Genomic DNA, 20059 nt, shown 5'->3' with positions numbered 1-20059 from the left:
CAGCCGTCGGGGCGGTCGCTGTCCGGCTCAACTCCCCTGGGCCGGCCGGCGGCTGTACGCTGAGTTCCTGCCGTTGCCTCGGGGTCCGGCGGCAGGGATTCGAGGTCACGGGCTCGAACACAGGCCCTCAGCAGGTGTGCCGTCAGCGGAAGTCGGGAAGAGCCGCATCATCGGATACGTGGGGTGTGGGGGCGGTAGTGGCAGACGGCTTTGACTTCAGTCCCGGGGCGCAGGTTCCGCTCTCGGGGAGCGCCGGGCAGACGGCGGCGACCCAGGCACTGGCCTCGGCCGCCTACCGGGACAGTCCGCTGGCCGATATCTCCAAGGCCGACTCCGACTCCGGCAAGTCCGCGATCAAGAAGCCCAAGCTGTCGCTGTTCGCGCCCAACCTCGGCGAGGCGTTCTCGCGTGCCGTGCAGGCGCGGATGCTCGGCGGCGGGCGCGCCGCGCTCATCCAGTCCTTCGGGACCGAGCCGCAGACCATCGTCGAGCACTGTCTGTCCGCCACCCGCGTCCGCAAGCAGCGGGACGCCAAGCTGACCCTGCTGATGGTGCTGTTCGGAGCGCTGTTCCTGCCCGGGGTGCTGGTGTGGCTGGGCGTTTTCCAGCTGCGGAAGATGCTCTCCAAGGACGGTGCGGGCAAGGGGCTTTCGCTGCTCGGCGGGCTGCTGCTGACGGTGCTGGCCGGCGTCGGCCTGTTCTTCATGATCAAGCTGCCGCTCACCGGTTTCTGGCCGCTGTACGCCCGCGCCATGGTCCTCGCCCCGGTGATCGGCTGGTGGTGGGCCAAGCAGATCTGCGAGAAGACCGCGGTGGCCATGCGGGAGTCCTGGAAGGGGCTGCTGGAGGGCGGCGGCGTGGCCGCGAAGATCCCCGAGGCGGTGCCACAGGACCCGAACCAGACCGCCGCCGAAACCCTCCGGCAGAACCTCGCCAAGATCTCCGCCGAGCAGACCAGCAATGTCGTCTTCTACGCCGGCCCCAAGGGCATACTCGGCATGGGCACCCGCTGGGGCAGCTGGCAGCTCGCCGAGGAGCTGACGCCGGCGCCGGGGACCGCCGAGATCCACCCGTTCCGCAGCTGGGACGTCATCCGGGCGATCCACGACAAGCTGCGGCTGCTGGAGCGCAGTCCGCTGCACACCGGCGGCTTCCCCACGCCGTCCGTACGCCACTGGATCGTCTCGCCGGTCGGGGAGAAGGCCGCCGCCGTCACCCGCCCCGAGGGCACCCATGTGGAGGCGTACCAGATCCGCGGGCACGAGATAGAGCGGATCTGCAACGAGCAGCAGTTCGGCAGCGGCAACCGCCACTACCTCGGTGTCCAGTTCGTGCTGTGGGACGGCCAGTTGGTGATCACCCTGATGATCACGGTCACGGTGCTGCACGAGACCCTGCGCATCGAGGTGACCGGCCACGCCCTCGGCCCGGTCAACGGACTGTTCACGACCAAGCCCGAGCCCAAGACCAAGGACGTCGCCAAGGTCGTCAAGTTCTGGGAGACCAAGACCCAGCACCTCCCGCTCATCGAGCCGCAGGAGGTGGTCCGGCTCGCCGCGCGCGCCCCGCTGACCTGGTTCCCGCCGGTCCTGGATTTCCTCGGCGGCAAGCTGACCCTCCCCGAGCCGTTCGGCCTGCGGCACGTCTGGGCCGACAAGCCCTGGCGCCACCGCTTCATGGCCGATGATGCGCTGCGCGCCGCGACCCCGGTGCTGCGCACCGTCCACGCCGCCGCGATGAGCGTCCTCAAGGAGAACGGCGTGGACACCGAGCGCTTCACCAACCGTTCGCTGGTGCTCAGCGGCATGATCCAGGGAGTGGAGCCGCAGAAGGCGGACGAGTACAACGCGTAGCCCTGAGGGTGTCTGCGGGCGTCTCCCCTAGCGGAAGATGCCCGTGTGCCCCAGGGAGTACCGCCCCGGCTGCGGGTAGACCGCCAGCCCGTGCGGGCCCTGGCCGACGGGGATCTTGGCCAGGGTCTTGCCGGTACGGGTGTCCAGCGCATAGACCTCGGAGTTGTAGCGGCCGGACAGCCACAGGACCTTGCCGTCGGTGGACAGGCCGCCCATGTCGGGGCTGCCGCCGCCGCGGATGTGCCATTTGCCGATGAGGGCGCCGGTCTTGAAGTCGAGCCGGGAGACGGAGCCTTCGCCGCGGTTGGAGACGTACAGGTAGCGCGAGTCGCGGCTGACGTAGAGGCCGTGGGCGCCCTTGCCGGTCGGCATGAGCTTGGGCTGTGCGAAGGTGTCGCCGTTGAGGATCCAGATGCCGTCGGCCATCATGTCGGCGATGTACCAGGTCCTGCCGTCCGGGGCGATCTTCACGTCCTGCGGCATCGCCCCCTCGAACGGCAGCTTCTGCTGGCCGATCACCTTCATCTTCTCGGTGTCGACCTTGAGCAGTTCACCGGAGAACTCGCAGGAGACGACGAAGTACCGCCCGTCGGGCGAGAAGTCGGCGTGGTTGACGCCCCCGCAGCTGACCGGCAGCGTCTTGCGGACCTCCATGGTGTGCGGGTCGCGGAAGACCAACTGCCGGTCCATCGAGGCCATCACGACGGCGTACTTCCCGTTGGGCGTGAAGTAGAGGTTGTACGGGTCGTGGACCTTGACGGGCTTGCCGGCCTTGCCGGTGGCGGGGTCGATGGGGGTCAGGTCGTGGCCCCGGTTGTTGTTGACCCAGAGCGTCTTCAGGTCCCAGGAGGGCACGACGTGCTGCGGCTGTACGCCCACCGGAATGGTCTCGATGACCTTGTAGGTCTTCGGGTCGATGACGCTGACCGTGTCGGAGCCGGTGTTGGGGACATAGATCCGCGAGGGGAAGTTCCTGACCTGCGGCGCCAGCTTGCCCGGCCGGTCCGCCGCGTAGAGGTCGTGCTCGTCCAGCAGCGGCGGCATCCCGGGCAGGTCGTTCCTGCCGGCCTTGAGCGGTGCGCGTTCGACCGGCCGCTGCTCGGGCGCGGAGGGCGCGGCCTTGCCGCCGCCGCAGCCCGCCGCCGTCAGCGCGCAGGCGACGGCGAGCAGTGCGGCCCGGTGACGCGCGCGCGGACGGGGACGGGGACGGTCGTGGGTACGCTTCCGATCAGCCATCAGGTCACCAGCTCCGTTGTCGTCACCGCGCGCAGACCGCGTCGGCGGAGGCCGTCGAGGATCGGGGGCAGCGCCGCCACCGTGCCGGCGTGCCCGAGGTGGAGGCTCACGATCGAGCCCGGCCCGACCGCGTCCAGGACCGTGCGCCGGACGGCCGGCGCCCCGGGGTCGTTCGCGTCGAGGGAGTCCACGTCGTAGGAGAGGACGTGCGGATAGCCGGCCTTGCGGGCCAGCCCGGTCACCAGGTCCGTGGCCCGCTGGGCCTGCGAGGGGCGGAACCAGCTGCCGATGGTCCCGGTGAGGGCGCGCAGCCGGTCGGCGCAGCGGGTGATCTCGGCGTAGGCGTCCGCGGCCGGCAGGGCGCAGATATTGCGGTGGTGCATGGTGTGGTTGCCCAGCTCATGGCCGCCGTCGAGGATCCGGCGGGCCATCGCGGGCTGCTCGTCGAGCCAGTCGCCGACGGCGAGCACGGTGACGCGGGCGCCGGCCCGCTCGGCCTCGCCGAGCAGGGCGGTCGCCCTCTTGGGATCGCCCCTGCCGTGGAAGGTCAGCGCGACCGCACGGCCGTTCCTCGGCCCGTGCGCGATCTGTACGGGCAGGCCGGGTACCCGGGTCGGCGGGCGGGCGGTGCGGGCCCGGGCGGGTGGCGCATGACCCGCCCCGGAAGCGCCCGCACCGGAGGGGCTCGGCGTGCCGGACGGTACGGCACCGGAGTCGTCGTCCCGGTGCGGGTCGCAGCCCGGCACCAGTGCGCCGGCGGCCACGGCCGAGGCGGCCGCGCGCAGCACGGAGCGGCGATCTAGGGAAGTCACCACCCCATTAGAGAGGCAACTAATCCGAATTAGGGAGATATGCCCGATTCACCCGGGCGCGTGTCGCCTCGGAACCGGCCCCGGGCGAGGCCGGGCGGGCCTCAGGCGGGCCAGGCGTCCGCGAGCATCGCCCGGGTGTCGGCGAGGAGTTGGGGCAGCACCTTGGTGTGACCGACCACCGGCATGAAGTTGGTGTCACCGCCCCAGCGCGGGACGACATGCTGATGGAGATGGGCCGCGATCCCGGCACCGGCGACGGTGCCCTGGTTCATCCCGATGTTGAAGCCGTGCGCCCCGGAGGCGGTGCGCAGCGCGGTCATCGCCCGCTTCGTCAGCTCGGCCAGCTCCGCGGTCTCCGGTCCGTCCAGCTCCGTGTAGTCGGCGACATGCCGGAACGGGACGATCATGAGGTGACCGCCGTTGTACGGGTAGAGATTCAGCACCGCATAGACATACTCGCCGCGCGCGATCACCAGGCCGTCCTCGTCCGACTTCGCGGGGATCGCGCAGAACGGACAGCCGTCGCCCGCCCCCGGGCCGGTCGGTTTGTTCTCGCCCTGGATGTAAGCCATCCGGTGGGGCGTCCACAGACGCTGGAAAGCGTCCTGCGTCCCGACTCCGATCTGCTGCTCCGGCTCGCTTGTCATACGGGCCAGCATATGGCTTCGCCCATTGGCGCCGTGTCGTTGGGGCACACACCGCGGTCCGCTCCGCGATGCTGGGCCGGTGGACAGGGAACAGCGGCTGTGGACCTGGGAACGAACCGCCCAGCCCTATCTCCTTGCCGCCTCCCTCCTCTTCCTCACGTCGTACGCGGTCCGGGTCCTGGTCCCCGGCCTCTCCCCCGGCTGGCAGACCTGGTGGGAGGTGGTCACCGTCGCCACCTGGACCGTCTTCGTCGTCGAATATCTGGCGCGGCTGGCGCTCAGCAACGACCGGCGGCGCTTCCTGCGCACCCGCTGGCTGGACCTGATCGTGACTGCGCTGCCCCTGCTGCGGCCGCTGCGGATCGTCGACATGCACGAGCGGATGCGGCGGCGCCGGAACCATCCACGGCTCGTCCTCGAATCGCGGGTGATGGCGTACACCGGGCTCACCTCGCTGCTGCTGGGCTTCGCGGCCAGCCTGGCCGTCTACCACGACGAGCGCACGGCCCCTGGCGCGAACATCCACACCTTCGGCGACGCGGTGTGGTGGGCCAGCTCGACGCTGACGACCACGGGGTACGGCGACGCCACGCCGGTCACCCCGCGCGGCCGGGTGGTCGCGGTGGCGCTGATGTTCGTCGGGGTGGCGCTGGTCGGGGCGGTGGTGGGCTCCTTCTCCTCCTGGCTGCTGCGCCGCTTCCGGCAGGACGGCGAGGCCTGAACCGGCGGCGAGGCCTGAACCGGCGGCGGGACATGAACCCGGCGGCGGGACATGACGGAGCCCCGGAGAGCGGGTCGCTCTCCGGGGCCCGGTGCTCAGGCACGTGTCACACCTGGACGCGGCGCTCCACGACGTCGAGGATCTCGGCGATCGCCTCCTCGCGCGGGATGCCGTTCTTCTGCGTCCCGTCGCGGTAGCGGAAGGAGACCGCGCCGTTGGCGACGTCCTCGTCACCAGCGATGATCATGAACGGGACCTTGGCCTTCTGCGCGTTCCTGATCTTCTTCTGCATCCGGTCCGACGAGGAGTCCACCTCGATCCGCAGGCCCTTGGCCTTGGCCTGCGCGGCGAAGTCCTGCAGATACGGGACGTGGGCGTCGCCGATCGGGATCCCGGTCGCCTGGACCGGCGCCAGCCACGCCGGGAACGCACCCGCGTAGTGCTCCAGCAGCACCGCGAAGAACCGCTCGATGGAGCCGAACAGCGCGCGGTGGATCATCACCGGACGCTGCTTGCTGCCGTCGGCCGCGGTGTACTCCAGGTCGAAGCGCTCCGGAAGGTTGAAGTCCAGCTGGACGGTCGACATCTGCCAGGTCCGGCCGATGGCGTCCTTGGTCTGCACCGAGATCTTCGGGCCGTAGAACGCGGCGCCGCCCGGGTCCGGGACCAGCGGCAGCCCCTGCTTCTCGGCCACCTTCCGCAGCGTCTCGGTGGCCTCCTCCCACGCCTCGTCCGAGCCGACGAACTTCTCCGGGTCCTTGGTGGACAGCTCCAGGTAGAAGTCGGTCAGACCGTAGTCGCGCAGCAGGTCGAGGACGAAGGTGAGCGTGGCGTCCAGCTCGTCCGCCATCTGCTCCTTGGTGCAGTAGATGTGCGCGTCGTCCTGGGTGAAGCCGCGGGCGCGGGTCAGGCCGTGCACCACGCCCGACTTCTCGTAGCGGTACACGGTCCCGAACTCGAAGAGACGCAGCGGCAGTTCACGGTACGAGCGGCCGCGCGCATCGAAGATCAGGTTGTGCATCGGGCAGTTCATGGGCTTGAGGTAGTAGTCCACGCCCTCGTCGAGCTGCATGGGCGGGTACATGCCGTCGGCGTACCAGTCCAGGTGGCCCGACTTCTCGAACAGCTTCCCCTTGGTGGCGTGCGGGGTGTAGACGAACTCGTACCCCGACTCCTCGTGCCGCCGGCGGGAGTAGTCCTCCATGACCCGGCGGATGATGCCGCCCTTGGGGTGGAAGACCGCCAGGCCCGAGCCGATGTCCTCGGGCACGGAGAACAGGTCGAGCTCGGCACCGAGCTTGCGGTGGTCGCGCTTCTCGGCCTCGGCCAGGAACTCCAGATGCGCCTTGAGCTCGTCCTTGGTCGGCCAGGCGGTGCCGTAGATCCGCTGCAGCTGCTTGTTCTTCTCGCTGCCGCGCCAGTAGGCGGCGGCCGAGCGCATCAGCTTGAACGCCGGGATGGCACGGGTGCTGGGGAGGTGCGGACCGCGGCACAGGTCCTTCCAGCACAGCTCGCCGGTCTTGGCGTCGAGGTTGTCGTAGATGGTCAGCTCGCCGGCGCCCACCTCGGCGGAGGCCCCCTCGGCGGCCTCCGCGGCCGAGCCCTTGATCCCGATCAGCTCGAGCTTGTACGGCTCGTCGGCCAGCTCCTCGCGCGCGGCGTCATCGCTGACCGCCCGGCGCGCGAACTTCTGCCCGCGCTTCTGGATCTCCTGCATCTTCTTCTCGATGCGCTTGAGATCGTCGGGGTGGAACGGGGTCTCGACGTCGAAGTCGTAGTAGAAGCCGTCCTTGACCGGCGGGCCGATGCCGAGCTTCGCCTCCGGGAACAGCTCCTGCACGGCCTGGGCCATCACATGCGCGGTGGAGTGCCGCAGGATGTTCAGACCGTCCTCGGAGGAGATCTCCACGGGCTCGACCGCGTCACCGTCGGCGACCTCGTACGCCAGGTCCTTCAGCTCTCCGGCGACCCGCGCGGCCACGACGCTGCGCTCACCCTGGAAGAGGTCGGCGGCCGTCGTGCCCGTGGTCACCACGCGTTCATCCCGCTCGGAATCGCGTTGGATGGTCACACGGACGTCTGACACCGGTCTCTCCTGACTCATGTCTCTTGCGCGACAGCGATTGCTGCGCAGCCGAATCGTACCGAGCCACCGGACCCGACCGCGAAACGGTTTCACCACCCCCGGCCCGAAAGCCACTCCCGCGCCGCTATTCCTCGGTGCCGCACGCCTCCTCGAAGAAGTCGAGGTTTTCCTGGAGCGACTTCAGCAGCCGGTCCCGCTCCGCCTCGTCGACCTGTACGGGCGTGACATCGCGGCCGCCGGTGATCCGGCGGAAGCCGCCCCGGCTCTCCAGCCGGCCGCTCACCCGGATGGGCAGTCCCACCAGGTGCGCGTGCCCGGCGATGCGGTAGTCCTCCTCCCCCAGCGCGACCCGCACCTGCACCACGTCCGCCCCGGTGATCACCCGCAGCCGCACCGTGCCGGGCCCGCCGGGACGCTCCCTGCGCAGCCGTATCACCGCGCCGGTCACCCGCACCGGCAGCGACGGCTCGTCGCGTACGTAGCGCTGGGCCGCCAGCTGCAGCGCGGGCAGATCGCCGGGCGAGAACTCCACCGGCTCGGGACGGGCCGGGCAGCCGGCCGGGGCACCGGCCCCCGGCGACCACTCGACCGCGATCCGCACCCCCTCCGCGTCCCGCACCAGCGCGATCAGGGCCTGGACCAGCTCATGGCAGACCCCCAGCTCGACGGCCGCGTCGAAGGCCTCCATCCCGCCGGTGGCCCGCTGGTAGTCGGTGGCGTCGCGGGCTGCGTGCAGCGCCCGCTGCAGCCCGGCGACCGCGCCGCGCCCGCCGCGCACCGGGACGAACGCGGTCAGCCGGCGCCCGGCCGCCGCCGGACCGACCAGCACCTCGCCCAGGAACCCCTCGGCCTGCCGCTTGTGCCGGGCGCCGTAGTAGCCGGCCCGGCCGTACGTTCCCAGCGCCCCGGCGATCAGCATCGAGCGGGCCGCACCGCGCAGCTGCTCCTGGGCGACCCAGTACGCGGCCCCCGAGCCGCCGTCGGGCACCTCGCGCTCCCAGCGCACCTCGTCACTGGGCACCGCGAGCCCCACCAGCACCTCACGGGCGGAGGCAGCGGAGCTCTGCGCCAGCGCCGCCAGCGCCTCCGCGAGCAGTTCCCCGCTGTCGGGGAAGCGGCGGTCGTGCGGCACCAGCAGGCTGGTGCCGGCCGCGCCGCCGGGCGGTGTCCACCGGGCGTAGTGCCCCGCGGCCCCGCCCCTGCGCCGCCAGCCGTGCCGGGCCAGCAGCGCGCCGAGCACCGCCGGATCGAGCCGTGCGGGATCCAGGAGCCGTGCGTCGTATTCGTCGGTCGGCCGGTACATCAGGGTCTCCCTCCCGCCCCGACCCGCGTCATGATCTCGCAGAGCGCTCGGTCGTCGAAGATCCGCGCGGTCGGGATCCGCACGGTGGTCCTGCGCCGGCCGGTCACCGGATGACCGGCCAGGTTGATCCAGTAACAGCAGTGCCGCAGCGCGAGACGGTCGTGGGAGGCCCGCAGCCAGTCCTCCCGGGTCCGCGGGACCAGCATCACGACCAGGATCTTGTGCACGGACACGGGCGTACGGGCCAGCTTCACCAGATGGTCGTTGTCGAGCGTGAAGGGGAACGTCGGCCCCGGCGGGCGGGGAGCGGTCTGGTAGGTGCACTTGAGCTGCACCTTGATGGTGACTTCGTCGTCGACGGTGTGGCCGGGCGCGCCATGGCTGACGTGCCAGTCGATTCCGTTGTCCGGGAAGGGCTGCGCCAGCGAACATCCCGAGGCGGCGGCGACCGCGTGCAGATAGCCCACCTGAAGGGTCTCCATGCACGCAGTGGTGGCGAGCCCGCCGCGCTGCGGTGTGGACAGCTGGGGCAGCAGCCCGCCCGGTTCGGGCTGCGCGAGCGTCATCGCGGGGGTGCCTTCCGGGCTGTGCCGATCGGTGCGGGTGGATGACGGGAGAAGGCGGAGCACGCCGGCCCGTCACTCTGGTTGTCTCCGCGTCAAGTGGTCCGCAAACAAAGACGGTTCGAGCACCGGGCGGCTCGGGTATCACCAGCTCGGGTGGTGTGCGTGCCATCCCCCGTACGACCGCGAGGAGTTGGGATGATGCCGTGCTGGTATGACGGACCGCTTGCCGCCTTCGACACCGAGACCACGGGCATCGACGTCGAGCGCGACCGCATCGTCTCCGCCGCCCTGGTGGTCCAGGAGACACCGCGTTCCGCGCCCCGGATCACCCGTTGGCTGATCAACCCGGGCGTCGGGATACCCGAGGCCGCCACGGCGGTGCACGGCCTGACGGGCGACCATCTGGCGCTGCACGGCCGCTGGCCCGCGCCGGTGCTGGAGGAGGTGGCGCGCGCCCTGGCCGCCCAGTCGGTGGCCGGCCGCCCGCTGGTCGTGATGAACGCCCCGTTCGACCTCACGCTCCTGGAGCGCGAGTTGAAGCGGCACCGCGCCAGCTCACTCGACGCCTACCTGGGCGGCCATCCGCTGCGCATCCTCGATCCCCGCGTCCTCGACAAGCACCTGGACCGCTACCGCAAGGGCCGCCGCACGCTCACCGATCTGTGCGCCCACTACGAGGTCGAGCTGACGGACGCCCACGAGGCGGCCGCCGACGCGCTCGCCGCGCTGCGCGTCGTCCGGGCCCTGGGGCATCGCTATGCGGACCGCCTGGAGGGGCTGCACCCGGCGGAGCTGCACACCCGCCAGGCCGTCTGGTACGCCGCCCAGGCCCGTGGCCTGCAGGCGTGGTTCGAGCGCAGCGGCAACCCCGAAACCGTTGATCCGCACTGGCCGCTGCGTCCCGAACTCCCCGCCGCGGCCTGATCCCTCTTCAGCAATTCCGGCCCGGCCGGCAAAGGCACCGGCCGGAATTCCCGGTGCGGTGTTCTCCCCGCACGGTGCCGCCCTCTCCCAACGAAAAGGACCGGGCCGCTTTTTGCGGCCCGGTCCTTGATCCCGGTGGGCGATACTGGGTTCGAACCAGTGACCTCTTCGGTGTGAACGAAGCGCTCTCCCACTGAGCTAATCGCCCGGGTGTCTGCGAGGTTTCCCCCGCGAACGAGCAGAACAATACAGGCCGCGCGGGGCTTCCATCAAATTCCTGTTCCGCCGCGGCCCCGGGCCGCCCCGCCGGGGCACGCGGAGCGCCTCATCCGCGGGCCAGCCAGGCGGCGAGCCCCCGGCGCCCGGAGCGCATCATCAGCGCGTGATTGGCGACGAAGACCGGCCGCCCCAGCAGCGCGAACCGCCGCAACAGCGGCTTGCAGACCTCGACGTCCTGCTCGAAGACGGCACGGGTGCCGCCGGCGCCGGGCGTCACCGTCCAGCGCGCCCAGCCGGCCAGGTCTCCGCGCATCCCTATCTCCAGCACCCCCGCGCCCGGGTCCCGTACGCGCTCGCTCGCCACGACCGTCAGGTCGTAGGGCAGCACCGAACGGAAGCGGGCGATGCCGCTGCGGTCGTCGAGCGCCTTCACCTCGCGGACCTGCGGCCACCACCGGGGGTAGGCCTCGGCGCGTTCGAGGACGGCGTAGACGACGGTCGGCGGCGCGTTGAGCAGCCAGACGGTGCAAAAGCGGTAACGGTGCAGTCGGCGTGACCGGACGGGCATGGTCCCAGTGTGCGCCCCACGGCGGCGCATGCGCGCAACAACTGCGACGGCCCGGAGACTTGGAGTCTCCGGGCCGTCGTCCGGGGTGGGCGATACTGGGTTCGAACCAGTGACCTCTTCGGTGTGAACGAAGCGCTCTCCCACTGAGCTAATCGCCCGGGCGCACCGCCAACATTACCCCACGTCGGCGGGCACTTCTGACCATGGCGACGTCACTCGGAGACGTTCCACGGCATCGCGAGGCCGAACTTCCAGACATAGACCGCGAGCACCGCGGCGATGATCACCAGGCCGACGGCGGTCAGGATGATGTTGCGCCGCCGCACCTTGGGGTCGAGCGCCTTCTGGGCCGCTTCCGTGACCTTCCGCTTGGTCCAGCGCAGCACCAGCTGGGCCCAGACGAATTCCGTCGCCCAGATCGCCATACCGGCGAAGATCACCAGCCAGCCCGGCCCGGGCAGCGGCAGCATGATCACGCCGCCCACCACGACCGCGAGGCCGACGACGAAGACGCCGACCTGCCAGCTCACGTGCAGCGGCCGGGAGCGCTTGATGAAGTGCGGCGCTCTCGAACCGAGCGGCTGCCCGGCCGGAGCGGCGTCCTCCTCCACCGTTCCCGACCCCCCGTTACTCTGCGTATTCATACCCGCAAACTTACCGGACGGGACGGGTCCGGCGGAATTACCGCCGAGGACGATCTCGCAATCCGCCGGAAGAGGTACCTGAAGCCACACAAAACCGTCAGAGGGGTTTACAACGGCACCGTAGGTGGCATGTCGATTTCGCCGACGTGCGAATCCCCGAGCGCACACTGAGCGAAAGGCCCTGGCGCTTATGAACACCACGGTCAGCTGCGAGCTGCACCTGCGCCTCGTTGTGTCGAGCGAGTCCTCACTGCCTGTACCCGCGGGCCTGCGGTATGACACGGCCGATCCCTATGCCGTGCATGCCACCTTCCATACCGGAGCCGAGGAGACAGTGGAGTGGGTTTTCGCCCGCGACCTCCTCGCCGAGGGCCTGCACCGGCCCACGGGCACCGGAGACGTCCGCGTATGGCCGTCCCGGAGCCACGGACAGGGCGTTGTCTGCATCGCCCTGAGTTCCCCGGAGGGCGAGGCCCTGCTCGAGGCGCCCGCACGGGCCCTCGAGTCGTTCCTCAAAAGGACCGATGCCGCCGTACCACCCGGTACGGAGCACCGGCATTTCGATCTCGACACCGAGCTCTCCCACATCCTCGCGGAGAGCTGAGACGCAGCACGGTTACCGAAAGCACCCACCCGCTCACACTTGCGCCCGTCCGACTCGGGGAGACGGCGCAGGACCGACAAGTTCATACGGCACACTTCGGCGTCGTCGCCGCGGACCCACCGCGGAGTCGGCGCTGAAGCTTGTTCCGGGCGCTGGATTCGGCGACCATGCGGCAACCACACCGGGGGCGGTACCCGTCCGGCCCCACCCTGCCAGGGAGCGGAACCGTGATGATCAGCCATGACACCCGGTGCGCGCTGGACGCGGTCGTCGATCTGCTGAACACCGCTCCGGAGGGCGAATCGCCCGGAGCGCCGGACAGCCTGACCGGCCTCGCGGCCCTCGAGGACTTCGTCCGGCGCAATGACGTCAGCGACGTGGGGGCGCTCGGTGCGGGCGACCTGGCGGCCGTACGGTCCGTCCGCGCGCGGTTCGCGCGGATCTTCGCGGCCGACGACGACCGCACCGCGGCCGAACAGCTGAACTCGCTGGTCGCCTCGGCGGGCACCACACCGCAGCTGACCGATCACGACGGGTACGACTGGCACGTCCACTACTTCGCGCCGGGCGCGTCGGTCGCCGAGCATCTGGCCGCGGACGGCGGGATGGCGCTGGCCTTCCTCCTCGTCGCCGGGGAGCGCGAGCGGCTGCGGCGCTGCGAGGCGCCGGACTGCCGGCATGCCTTCGTCGACCTCTCCCGCAACCGCTCCCGGCGCTACTGCGACAGCCGTACCTGCGGAAACCGGCTGCATGTCGCGGCCTACCGGGCGCGGCAGCGAGAGGCCGCGGCGGGCTGAGCGCCGGTCGCGGCAGCCCCGCGGGGTGGACGGCGGCGGGGTGCACAGCGGCCTTGCGCGGCCGCTTCACAGCAGGAAGAGGTCGTTCACCGCCCCGAGAAGGAGCAGAAAGCCGATGACGGCGAGGAAGAGCATCAGCGGCGGCTGGGACAGCGCGAACAGGCAGCCGCGCGGTTCGGGGGACGGGGCGTCGTCTTGGGCGAGGGCGCACTCATCGTTCATCTCGCGCGCATCATGACGCAGATGATCGTGCCAATGCGCCCGACAAGCGCCTCAGCAGGGGTAGTTCATCAGATCCCGTGCTTTTTCAGGATCGCTTCGATGTCCGAGAAGTCATCCTTGGGTGCGCCGCCCTTGCTCTGAGCCGCCTTCCCCTTGGGTGCCGGCTGCGCGGCGCCCGGGGCGGCGCCGAGGGAGGGCACGGAAGCGCCCGGAGCGACCGCGCCGGACCGGTCGGCCGCCGCGGCCTTGCGCTCCTTGCGGCTGCCGATCCCGCCCCTGCGGCGCTCCACTCCCCTGCTGATCATGAACAGCACGGCGGAGAGCGCGAGCACACCGAAGCCGGCCCAGACCGTGGGCTTGAAGACGATGTTGGTGACCCAGTCGATGACGCCCGTCATCACCAGGCCGATGGGAATCAGGGAAAAAGCGGCGATGCGGGTCGCGGCCAGGAACCGCTTGCGGTATGCCGTCAGCGCGGCGATGCCCAGGCCCGCTGCCGACACCGCGGCACAGACGGTCGAGGTCAGCATCCGGTCCTCCTGCTGCTAAAAGGGCGAGCAGGCACTCTGCTCCCTTCCATCCTGCCTTGTCCGGCCGGGCGCGGGCCATGTTCCGGGACGGGCTCAGGGACATATCGGGGTCGCACTCCTCCGCAGGTGCCGGTTCGGCCACCGGGGCGGGGTACCACCGGGTGCCGGCCGGGCACGGGCTGGAAGACTGGCCCCCATGAACGACGCCACCACCTCCGCCGCCCGCCCCGACCGCCCCGTTCTGGACGTGTGGTGCGAATTGCAGTGCACGGACTGCCGTACCGCCCTGGAGGACCTGCGGGCGCTGCGGGCGCGCTACGGCGACCGGCTGGACGTCCGGCTGCGCCACTTCCCCCTCCCCAAGCACAAGCACGCCTACGTCGCCGCCCAGGCCGCCGAGGAGGCCATCGAGCAGGGCCAGGGCCTGCCGTACGTCGAGGCGGTACTGGCGCGCGCCGAAGAGCTCGGCACCCGCGGCGAGAAGCTGCTGCTGGAGGTCGCCGGGGAGCTGGGGCTGGACACCGAGGAGCTGGACACCGCGCTGATCGACGGGCGGCATCTGCTGATCGTCGACGCGGACCAGGCCGAGGGCAAGGCGATCGGGGTGACCGGGACCCCCACCTATGTGATCGGCGGCGAGCGGCTGGACGGCGGCACGAGCCAGGAGGGGCTGCGCGCCCGTATCGAGGAGATCGCCGACCGGCTGCTGGCCGGGCAGGACTGAGCCGGGCCGCACGGGCGCGGACGGGCCCGCCGGGCACCGGCCGGGGCTCACGGGCGCCGGCCGGACCGCCTCACAGGATCGGCTTCCACAGCAGGTACCCGGTGGGCCGGTAGCCCAGCGAGGTGTAGAGGCCGAGCGCCGGCGCGTTGTCCGCGTAGACGTTCAGGCCGAGGGTGGTGTGGCCGGCGGCCAGGCTCTCGCGCTCGGCGACCAGCATCAGGGTGCGGCCGTGGCCGTGCCCGCGGTGTGCGGGGGCGACTTGTACATCGACGACATAGCCGCCCGGCTGGTCCGGCATCCGCAGGGCGACCCAGATGCTGCCGACGTCCGCGCCGCGGTGCGTCAGGACGCGCAGCGCCTGGTCGGGTGTGTCCTGGCCCTCCGGCAGCAGGGCGCGGTGGCCCGCGGCCGAGAGCTCCTCGGCGCGGGCCCGCGGCATGCCCTGGCCCAGCTGCGTTCGGAGGTGCTCGGCGAGCGCGGCCTCCCGCCAGGCCGGGTACTCCGCCTCGCTCAGCGCACGGTCGCTGCTGTCACCGGGCAGCCGGGGCGGGCCGTCGAGGGTCTTGCTCATCGTGCGGCTGCGCTCGGTGTAGCCCAGCGCCGCGGCGAGCCGGGCGGCGGCCACCGCGCCGGCGGGGACGGTCACCTCGATCTGCCGGCAGCCCCAGCCGCGCAGCACCTCCTCGGCGGCGAGTGCAGCGACCGTGGCGCGGCCGCGGTGCCGGTCCGGCTCCTCGACGGTCAGCTCCGCGATCCGGCCCGCCACCGGGCCGAACCGGGCATCCGTCGTCAGCCGGATCGCCCCGACCCGGCGGCTGTTGACACAGATGTCGTACGGACGGGCCCGGCCCCCGTCGTCGTGTCGCTCTCCGGGTCCCGCGGGGCGCAGCGTTGTGGTCACGAGGACTTTCTACTCGCCCCTGCGCGGGCCCGTCATCACCGCGGGTCGAAGTCGGCGGCGGACTGCTCGTCGAAGATCCGCATGGCTTCCGCGGTCACCGGGCCCGGGCCATCGGCGAGTTGGCGGTCGTCGATGCGGGTCACGGCCTGGACGTCGCGCAGGGTGGAGGTCAGGAAGATCTCCTCGGCCCGCTCCAGGGCGTCCAGCGGCAGGTCGGTCTCCTTGGCGCCGGCCCAGCCGATGGTCAGGGCGCGGGTGATGCCCGCCAGGCAGCCGGAGTGCAGCGGCGGTGTGTGCAGTTCGCCGTCCAGGACGACGAAGACGTTGGAGCCGGTGCCCTCGCAGAGCGCGCCGACCGTGTTGGCGAACAGCGCCTCGGAGGCGTCCCGTTCACGGGCGCGGGCCAGGGCGACGACGTTCTCGCCGTACGACGTGGTCTTCAGGCCGGTGAGCGCCCCGCGTTCGTTACGGGTCCACGGGACCGTGACGGCGGCGGTGGTGTCGGGGCGGCGCGTGGTCTCCGAGAGCGCGATGACCAGCGTGGGGCCGGCGTCGCCGCGGTCCGAGCCGAGCGGTGAGTCGCCGCCGGTGTAGGTGAGCCGCAGCCGGCCCAGGGCCATCGGGTTGGCGTCGAGGACCGCCGTGCAGCCGCGCCGCACCTCGTCGAGATCGGGGTCGGGCAGTCCCAGGCCGCGGGCCGAGGTGGCCAGGCGCTCCAGATGGCGGGTGAGGGCGAAGGCTCGGCCGCGCTCGGCCTTGATCGTCTCGAAGACTCCGTCGCCGACCGTCAGTCCGTGGTCGAAGACCGAGACCCGGGCGCCCTCGGCGTCCTGCAGCGTGCCGTTGAGCCAGATCTTCATCGCTTTCCTCCACTCGCCTCGTGCAGGCCCGACGCTACCGCGAGCAGCCTGCGCGCCTTCAACTCGGTCTCGGCCCACTCCCGCTCCGGATCGGAGTCCCAGATGATCCCGGCACCGGCGCCGAAGCGGAGCACCGGGCCGCCGGGCGGGGTGCGGTCGATCCAGAACGTACGGATACCGACCGCGAGCTCGCCGGTGCGGCGGTCCGCGTCGACCCAGCCGATGCCTCCGCAGTAGGGGCCGCGGGGTGCGGTCTCCAGTTCGTCGATGATCCGCAGCGCGCTGGATTTGGGGGCGCCGGTGACCGACCCGGGCGGGAAGGTGGCGTCCAGCAGATCCGCCCAGGCGGTCTTCTCGTTCGCCTCGGCCAGCTCGCCACGCACCGTGGAGACGAGGTGGACCAGGCCGGGGTGCTCCTCGACGGCGCACAGTGCCGGAACGGTCACCGAGCCGGTGGCGCAGACCCGGCCGAGATCGTTGCGGACCAGGTCCACGATCATCACGTTCTCCGCCCGGTCCTTCGCCGAGAGATCCGCCGCGGTCCGCCCGGTGCCCTTGATGGGGCCGGAGGCGACGGTGCGGTCCTCGCGCCGCAGATACAGCTCCGGGGAGGCGCTGGCGATCTCGACGCCATGGCCGGGCAGCCGGATCGTGCCCGCGTGCGGCGCCGGGTTGCCGCGGGCCAGCACCGCGGACAGCGCGTCCACGTCGGCACGGCCCGGGTCGGGCAGCGGCGCGGTCAGCACCCGGCAGAGGTTCACCTGGTAGACGTCGCCGGCCGCGATGTGTTCACGGATACGCCGCACACCGCCGGTATAGGCGTCGCGGTCCAGGGAACTGGTCCAGGCGTCGGGGACGGGGCCGCGCCAGCCGTCGGGGTCCGGCCCGTCCGCCGCGGTGGCGGGCCGTACATCGCCGAAGCGGGCGCAGACCACCTTGCCCTCGAAATCGGCGGCCACGGCCCACCAGCCCGTGGAGTCCAGAGCCGCGGGATCGCAGGTCACATCCAGCAGGTCGGTGGCTATCAGGCCGCCGAAGCGTGCCATCGGAGCGAAGTCGTGCACGTCAGCGAGTCTATGGCGGCGGCCCCGAGGCTGCCTGTGCCGAGCGAGCAGCGCAGCACGCTGCACAAACGCGTTTTTGTACTGGCCCCGGAATCCGCTAGAGTTCAACACGTCGCCGGGACGCACAAGCGCCCCGGAGGACACGTAGCTTCCGGACGTAGTCTGGGAGAGACACCTGCGGACGTAGCTCAGTTGGTAGAGCACCACCTTGCCAAGGTGGATGTCGCGAGTTCGAGTCTCGTCGTCCGCTCGATGTGGGGGATCTTCCCGAACCCCCTCACTCCTGGTGGAGTGGCCGAGAGGCGAGGCAACGGCCTGCAAAGCCGTCTACACGGGTTCAAATCCCGTCTCCACCTCCAAGGACGATTAGCTCAGCGGGAGAGCGCTTCCCTGACACGGAAGAGGTCACTGGTTCAATCCCAGTATCGTCCACTGGATCCCCGAACGTGCTTGACCGGGGTGTCCGTCCCGCGCGATTAGCTCAGCGGGAGAGCGCTTCCCTGACACGGAAGAGGTCACTGGTTCAATCCCAGTATCGCGCACGCAGCTGCGGATCTTCGTGATCCGCGGTCCCGCGGACGATTAGCTCAGCGGGAGAGCGCTTCCCTGACACGGAAGAGGTCACTGGTTCAATCCCAGTATCGTCCACACCTGACCCGAGGGCCGGAGCATTTTGCTCCGGCCCTCGGTCGTTGTTCCGGCCCTCGGTCGCTCTCCGGCAGAGAGTCGTTCTCCGGCAGAGACCGGTCAGGACGAGAAGAGCATGTGACCGAAGCCTCGGTGGTGGCCGTGATGACCGTGGTGTCCATGGTGACCGTGGTGGCCCTGGTGCGGGGCGCCCCAGGCGGGGGCTGCGGGGTAGGCCTGCGGGGCGGGCGGCGGCGGGGGCTGCTGGGACCACTGTGACTCAAGGCGGGTCAGCGCCTCCAGCTCCCCATAGTCCAGGAAGATCCCCCGGCAGCCGGCGCACTGTTCTATCTGCACGCCATTGCGGTGGTATGTCTGCATCGGCGCATGGCACTTGGGACACTGCATCGTCGGCTCCACTCCTGTCGTCCGGCACTGCTCACTGCGGCGCCGCCGGAACGGCCGCCCGGCGGCGGGGTGTTCACCTTACGTCCGGGCCGCCGGGCGCCAACCGGTCCGTCAGGGACGCCATCCGGGCACAGGCCTCGACGACCGCCGCCTCGGACTCGTCCAGGGGGCGGGAGGCGGCGATGGCCTTGGCGACGGCGAGTGCGGCGGTCTGCACGGTCAGGGCACGGGCCGGAACCTCCAGGTCGGGCCAGGGATCGCCGGACGGCCGGACGGCGGGGCCGCCGGCGGCGCGGTAGGCAGCGAGGAAGCGCGTCCAGAGGTCCGGTGCGAGCAGGCCGGTGGCGAACCACGCGGCGGGGCGGGCCAGGTCCCAGGCGCCGTCGCCCGTGCCGAGGTCGTCGATGTCGATGAGGAGCCAGGGGCCGGCGGCGGCCGGGTGCCGGACGAGCTGGCCCAGGTGCAGATCGCCGTGACAGAGGGTGCCGGCGCGTGGCGGCGGGGCGGCACCCTGGGCCCACGGCGGCAGCAGGGCCCAGGCCCGCTCTACGACCGCGGCGGCCGCGGACAGCGGCCCCGGGCCGGGTCCCGGCCGGAGTGCGGGCTGCGGGTCGCCGGCAGCGGACAGGGCGGTGCGCAGCCGGGACAGGGCGCGGGCGGCCTTGGCGGGGCCGCGCATCGGCGGTACGGGGCCGGGCAGTTGGCGCGGGTCGACGGTGTGCAGACGGGCCAGCAGGCGGGCGGCGTCCTCCCAGGGCGCGGCGTCCGGGGCATCGGGCGGAACCGGGCTGCCGTACGGCCAGCGGGTGAGGGCGCGGCCCTCCTCGGTGATGGTGAGGAAGCCATCGGGGGCGGTGACCGGGAGCGGGGGCAGCAGGATGCCGTGCAGAAGGGGGTGGGCGGCGATCCGCAGCCGGGTGGCCAGGTGGTGCACGTCGCCGTCGGGGGCGTGCGCTTTGGCGACCGTGGGACCGCTGCGGACGATCGTGCCGTCGGGACGGTCGGCCAGCACCTCGGGGGCGGGGGCCGGAGCGCCGCGCCGGGCGGTCGCGGACAGGGCGGCGAGGCGGTCGGGCAGTGAGGTGGCCATCGTTCCCCCTGGTCCTGCGCGCGCCGGACGGCGTCGTGAGCGAGGGGCCGTGAAGGGTGCGCCGTGGGTGGTGGTGCGAGCCGCGGGCGGCCCGGAGGGGATCGTACGCGGGGTCCGGGCGGACCGGGCAGGCGGCGGCCGGGAAAACCCGAAGGCCGGGCATCTCCCCAGATGCCCGGCCTTCGTGCCGTCCGCCGCACCCCCGTCCCCACGGGGCTTTCAGCCGGAGGTCCCCGTCCCGGACCGCTCTCCCGGGACCGGGGCGCCGCTCAGCGCCCCAACATTCCGACCACGGACGACGCCTGTGTCATCACGGCCTCCCAGCCGCCGAAGACCACGACGAGAAAGCAGGCCAGCGGCAGCACCATGGCCACCGCGACGAGGGGATGGCGCCGGCCGGAGGGCTGCCGGCCGCCGGGCGCGGCGGCGGCTCGCCGCTCCTGCGCCCGAAGGGCCGTCCGCCCTGAGGTCTGCACCATCGTCCCGCTCCCGTCGTGACTGGGGCGGCGGGCGTCTGGCCTCGGGGGACGAGTGCTGCGCCCGCCGCTTGAGGACAACAGTAGGCACGCGGCCGGCGAGGGGCGTCATGCCGTCGTACCGATTGGTCGGCCTCCGGGAGTATGACGGCCCGGCGCCCCGTGTACTCCCCTGGG

General features: G+C 71.5%; 22 protein-coding genes and 7 tRNA genes. 11 read left to right on the top strand and 18 right to left on the bottom strand.

Annotated elements, in window-relative coordinates; all coding sequences use genetic code 11:
* Positions 1-197 precede the first annotated feature (197 nt).
* Positions 198-1853, top strand: coding sequence for a hypothetical protein (locus D9V36_RS35240; RefSeq protein WP_129297334.1), 1656 nt, complete (start codon positions 198-200; stop codon positions 1851-1853).
* 27 nt (positions 1854-1880) lie between these two features.
* Here D9V36_RS35240 and D9V36_RS35235 read toward each other — a convergent pair whose 3' ends face one another.
* The 3 genes from D9V36_RS35235 to D9V36_RS35225 form a co-directional block, all read right to left on the bottom strand.
* Positions 1881-3089: a YncE family protein gene (locus tag D9V36_RS35235; protein ID WP_129297333.1), complete on the bottom strand. Its 1209-nt coding sequence runs from the start codon at positions 3087-3089 to the stop codon at positions 1881-1883.
* On the bottom strand, positions 3089-3901 hold the full coding sequence (locus D9V36_RS35230) for a polysaccharide deacetylase family protein (protein ID WP_431357724.1): 813 nt from the start codon (positions 3899-3901) through the stop codon (positions 3089-3091). The genes D9V36_RS35235 and D9V36_RS35230 overlap by 1 nt, the downstream gene beginning before the upstream one ends.
* Before the next feature lie 101 nt (positions 3902-4002).
* Positions 4003-4560: an HIT family protein gene (locus tag D9V36_RS35225; protein ID WP_129297332.1), complete on the bottom strand. Its 558-nt coding sequence runs from the start codon at positions 4558-4560 to the stop codon at positions 4003-4005.
* A gap of 67 nt (positions 4561-4627) precedes the next feature.
* Here D9V36_RS35225 and D9V36_RS35220 point away from each other — a divergent pair, with 67 nt between their 5' ends.
* Positions 4628-5269 (top strand): potassium channel family protein, encoded by a 642-nt coding sequence (locus D9V36_RS35220; RefSeq protein WP_129297331.1) that lies wholly within the window; start codon positions 4628-4630, stop codon positions 5267-5269.
* A gap of 106 nt (positions 5270-5375) precedes the next feature.
* Here the strand turns inward: D9V36_RS35220 and thrS are convergent, their stop codons facing one another.
* The 3 genes from thrS to D9V36_RS35205 form a co-directional block, all read right to left on the bottom strand.
* Positions 5376-7355 carry a threonine--tRNA ligase gene (gene thrS, locus D9V36_RS35215; protein ID WP_129297330.1) on the bottom strand — a complete coding sequence of 660 codons (1980 nt, stop codon included), beginning with the start codon at positions 7353-7355 and terminating at the stop codon, positions 5376-5378.
* A 124-nt stretch (positions 7356-7479) separates the two neighbouring features.
* Complete coding sequence (locus D9V36_RS35210; protein ID WP_129297329.1) at positions 7480-8658, bottom strand: hypothetical protein; 1179 nt, start codon at positions 8656-8658, stop codon at positions 7480-7482.
* Positions 8658-9224, bottom strand: coding sequence for a DUF4365 domain-containing protein (locus tag D9V36_RS35205; RefSeq protein WP_129297328.1), 567 nt, complete (start codon positions 9222-9224; stop codon positions 8658-8660). The genes D9V36_RS35210 and D9V36_RS35205 overlap by 1 nt, the downstream gene beginning before the upstream one ends.
* Before the next feature lie 198 nt (positions 9225-9422).
* Between D9V36_RS35205 and D9V36_RS35200 the strand changes: the two genes are divergently transcribed.
* Positions 9423-10148, top strand: coding sequence for an exonuclease domain-containing protein (locus tag D9V36_RS35200; RefSeq protein WP_129298900.1), 726 nt, complete (start codon positions 9423-9425; stop codon positions 10146-10148).
* A 136-nt stretch (positions 10149-10284) separates the two neighbouring features.
* Here D9V36_RS35200 and D9V36_RS35195 read toward each other — a convergent pair.
* From D9V36_RS35195 to D9V36_RS35180, 4 genes are all read right to left on the bottom strand, one after another.
* Positions 10285-10356: transfer RNA gene (locus tag D9V36_RS35195), tRNA-Val, on the bottom strand.
* Between the two features lie 117 nt (positions 10357-10473).
* Positions 10474-10935, bottom strand: coding sequence for an SRPBCC family protein (locus tag D9V36_RS35190; RefSeq protein WP_164993092.1), 462 nt, complete (start codon positions 10933-10935; stop codon positions 10474-10476).
* A gap of 86 nt (positions 10936-11021) precedes the next feature.
* Positions 11022-11093 (bottom strand) — tRNA-Val (locus D9V36_RS35185).
* A gap of 54 nt (positions 11094-11147) precedes the next feature.
* Entirely contained in the window at positions 11148-11579 is a 432-nt protein-coding gene (locus tag D9V36_RS35180) for a TIGR02611 family protein (protein WP_129297326.1), read from the bottom strand.
* A 190-nt stretch (positions 11580-11769) separates the two neighbouring features.
* Between D9V36_RS35180 and D9V36_RS35175 the strand changes: the two genes are divergently transcribed.
* Together D9V36_RS35175 and D9V36_RS35170 are read left to right on the top strand one after the other, a co-directional pair.
* Positions 11770-12183, top strand: a complete 414-nt coding sequence (locus tag D9V36_RS35175) for an SsgA family sporulation/cell division regulator (RefSeq protein ID WP_003959770.1) — start codon at positions 11770-11772, stop codon at positions 12181-12183.
* A 227-nt stretch (positions 12184-12410) separates the two neighbouring features.
* Entirely contained in the window at positions 12411-12980 is a 570-nt protein-coding gene (locus D9V36_RS35170; protein ID WP_129297325.1) for a CGNR zinc finger domain-containing protein, read from the top strand.
* Between the two features lie 66 nt (positions 12981-13046).
* Here D9V36_RS35170 and D9V36_RS41240 read toward each other — a convergent pair whose 3' ends face one another.
* Together D9V36_RS41240 and D9V36_RS35165 are read right to left on the bottom strand one after the other, a co-directional pair.
* Positions 13047-13202, bottom strand: a complete 156-nt coding sequence (locus D9V36_RS41240; protein WP_164993091.1) for a hypothetical protein — start codon at positions 13200-13202, stop codon at positions 13047-13049.
* A 68-nt stretch (positions 13203-13270) separates the two neighbouring features.
* Positions 13271-13732, bottom strand: coding sequence for a hypothetical protein (locus D9V36_RS35165; RefSeq protein WP_129297324.1), 462 nt, complete (start codon positions 13730-13732; stop codon positions 13271-13273).
* Positions 13733-13928: 196 nt separating this feature from the next.
* Here D9V36_RS35165 and D9V36_RS35160 point away from each other — a divergent pair, with 196 nt between their 5' ends.
* A complete protein-coding gene (locus D9V36_RS35160) occupies positions 13929-14456 on the top strand; it encodes a DsbA family protein (RefSeq protein ID WP_129297323.1) in 528 nt (175 codons plus the stop codon).
* Positions 14457-14526: 70 nt separating this feature from the next.
* Here D9V36_RS35160 and D9V36_RS35155 read toward each other — a convergent pair whose 3' ends face one another.
* Genes D9V36_RS35155 through D9V36_RS35145 form a run of 3 tightly spaced genes read right to left on the bottom strand, consistent with a single transcriptional unit; the run spans position 14527 to position 17281 of the window.
* Positions 14527-15357 carry a GNAT family N-acetyltransferase gene (locus D9V36_RS35155; protein WP_129297322.1) on the bottom strand — a complete coding sequence of 277 codons (831 nt, stop codon included), beginning with the start codon at positions 15355-15357 and terminating at the stop codon, positions 14527-14529.
* 35 nt (positions 15358-15392) lie between these two features.
* Positions 15393-16217 carry an aminotransferase class IV gene (locus tag D9V36_RS35150; protein WP_129297321.1) on the bottom strand — a complete coding sequence of 275 codons (825 nt, stop codon included), beginning with the start codon at positions 16215-16217 and terminating at the stop codon, positions 15393-15395.
* On the bottom strand, positions 16214-17281 hold the full coding sequence (locus tag D9V36_RS35145) for a chorismate-binding protein (protein WP_129297320.1): 1068 nt from the start codon (positions 17279-17281) through the stop codon (positions 16214-16216). Before D9V36_RS35145 ends, D9V36_RS35150 begins: the two co-directional genes overlap by 4 nt.
* A gap of 177 nt (positions 17282-17458) precedes the next feature.
* On the opposite strand from D9V36_RS35145, the gene D9V36_RS35140 reads away from it, so the two are divergent.
* The 5 genes from D9V36_RS35140 to D9V36_RS35120 all read left to right on the top strand — a co-directional run bounded on the left by D9V36_RS35140 (position 17459) and on the right by D9V36_RS35120 (position 17929).
* Positions 17459-17531: transfer RNA gene (locus D9V36_RS35140), tRNA-Gly, on the top strand.
* A 35-nt stretch (positions 17532-17566) separates the two neighbouring features.
* Positions 17567-17640 (top strand) — tRNA-Cys (locus tag D9V36_RS35135).
* A gap of 1 nt (position 17641) precedes the next feature.
* Positions 17642-17713: transfer RNA gene (locus tag D9V36_RS35130), tRNA-Val, on the top strand.
* 38 nt (positions 17714-17751) lie between these two features.
* Positions 17752-17823 (top strand) — tRNA-Val (locus tag D9V36_RS35125).
* 34 nt (positions 17824-17857) lie between these two features.
* Positions 17858-17929: transfer RNA gene (locus D9V36_RS35120), tRNA-Val, on the top strand.
* A gap of 99 nt (positions 17930-18028) precedes the next feature.
* Here D9V36_RS35120 and D9V36_RS35115 read toward each other — a convergent pair.
* The 3 genes from D9V36_RS35115 to D9V36_RS35105 form a co-directional block, all read right to left on the bottom strand.
* Positions 18029-18316 carry a zf-TFIIB domain-containing protein gene (locus tag D9V36_RS35115; protein ID WP_088796784.1) on the bottom strand — a complete coding sequence of 96 codons (288 nt, stop codon included), beginning with the start codon at positions 18314-18316 and terminating at the stop codon, positions 18029-18031.
* Between the two features lie 73 nt (positions 18317-18389).
* Entirely contained in the window at positions 18390-19406 is a 1017-nt protein-coding gene (locus tag D9V36_RS35110) for a phosphotransferase family protein (protein WP_129297319.1), read from the bottom strand.
* Between the two features lie 269 nt (positions 19407-19675).
* Positions 19676-19885, bottom strand: coding sequence for a hypothetical protein (locus tag D9V36_RS35105; RefSeq protein ID WP_129297318.1), 210 nt, complete (start codon positions 19883-19885; stop codon positions 19676-19678).
* Positions 19886-20059 lie beyond the last annotated feature (174 nt).

The organism is Streptomyces lydicus (assembly GCF_004125265.1).
Lineage (GTDB): Bacteria > Actinomycetota > Actinomycetes > Streptomycetales > Streptomycetaceae > Streptomyces > Streptomyces lydicus_C.
This window is presented reverse-complemented; position numbering and strand designations above follow the sequence as displayed.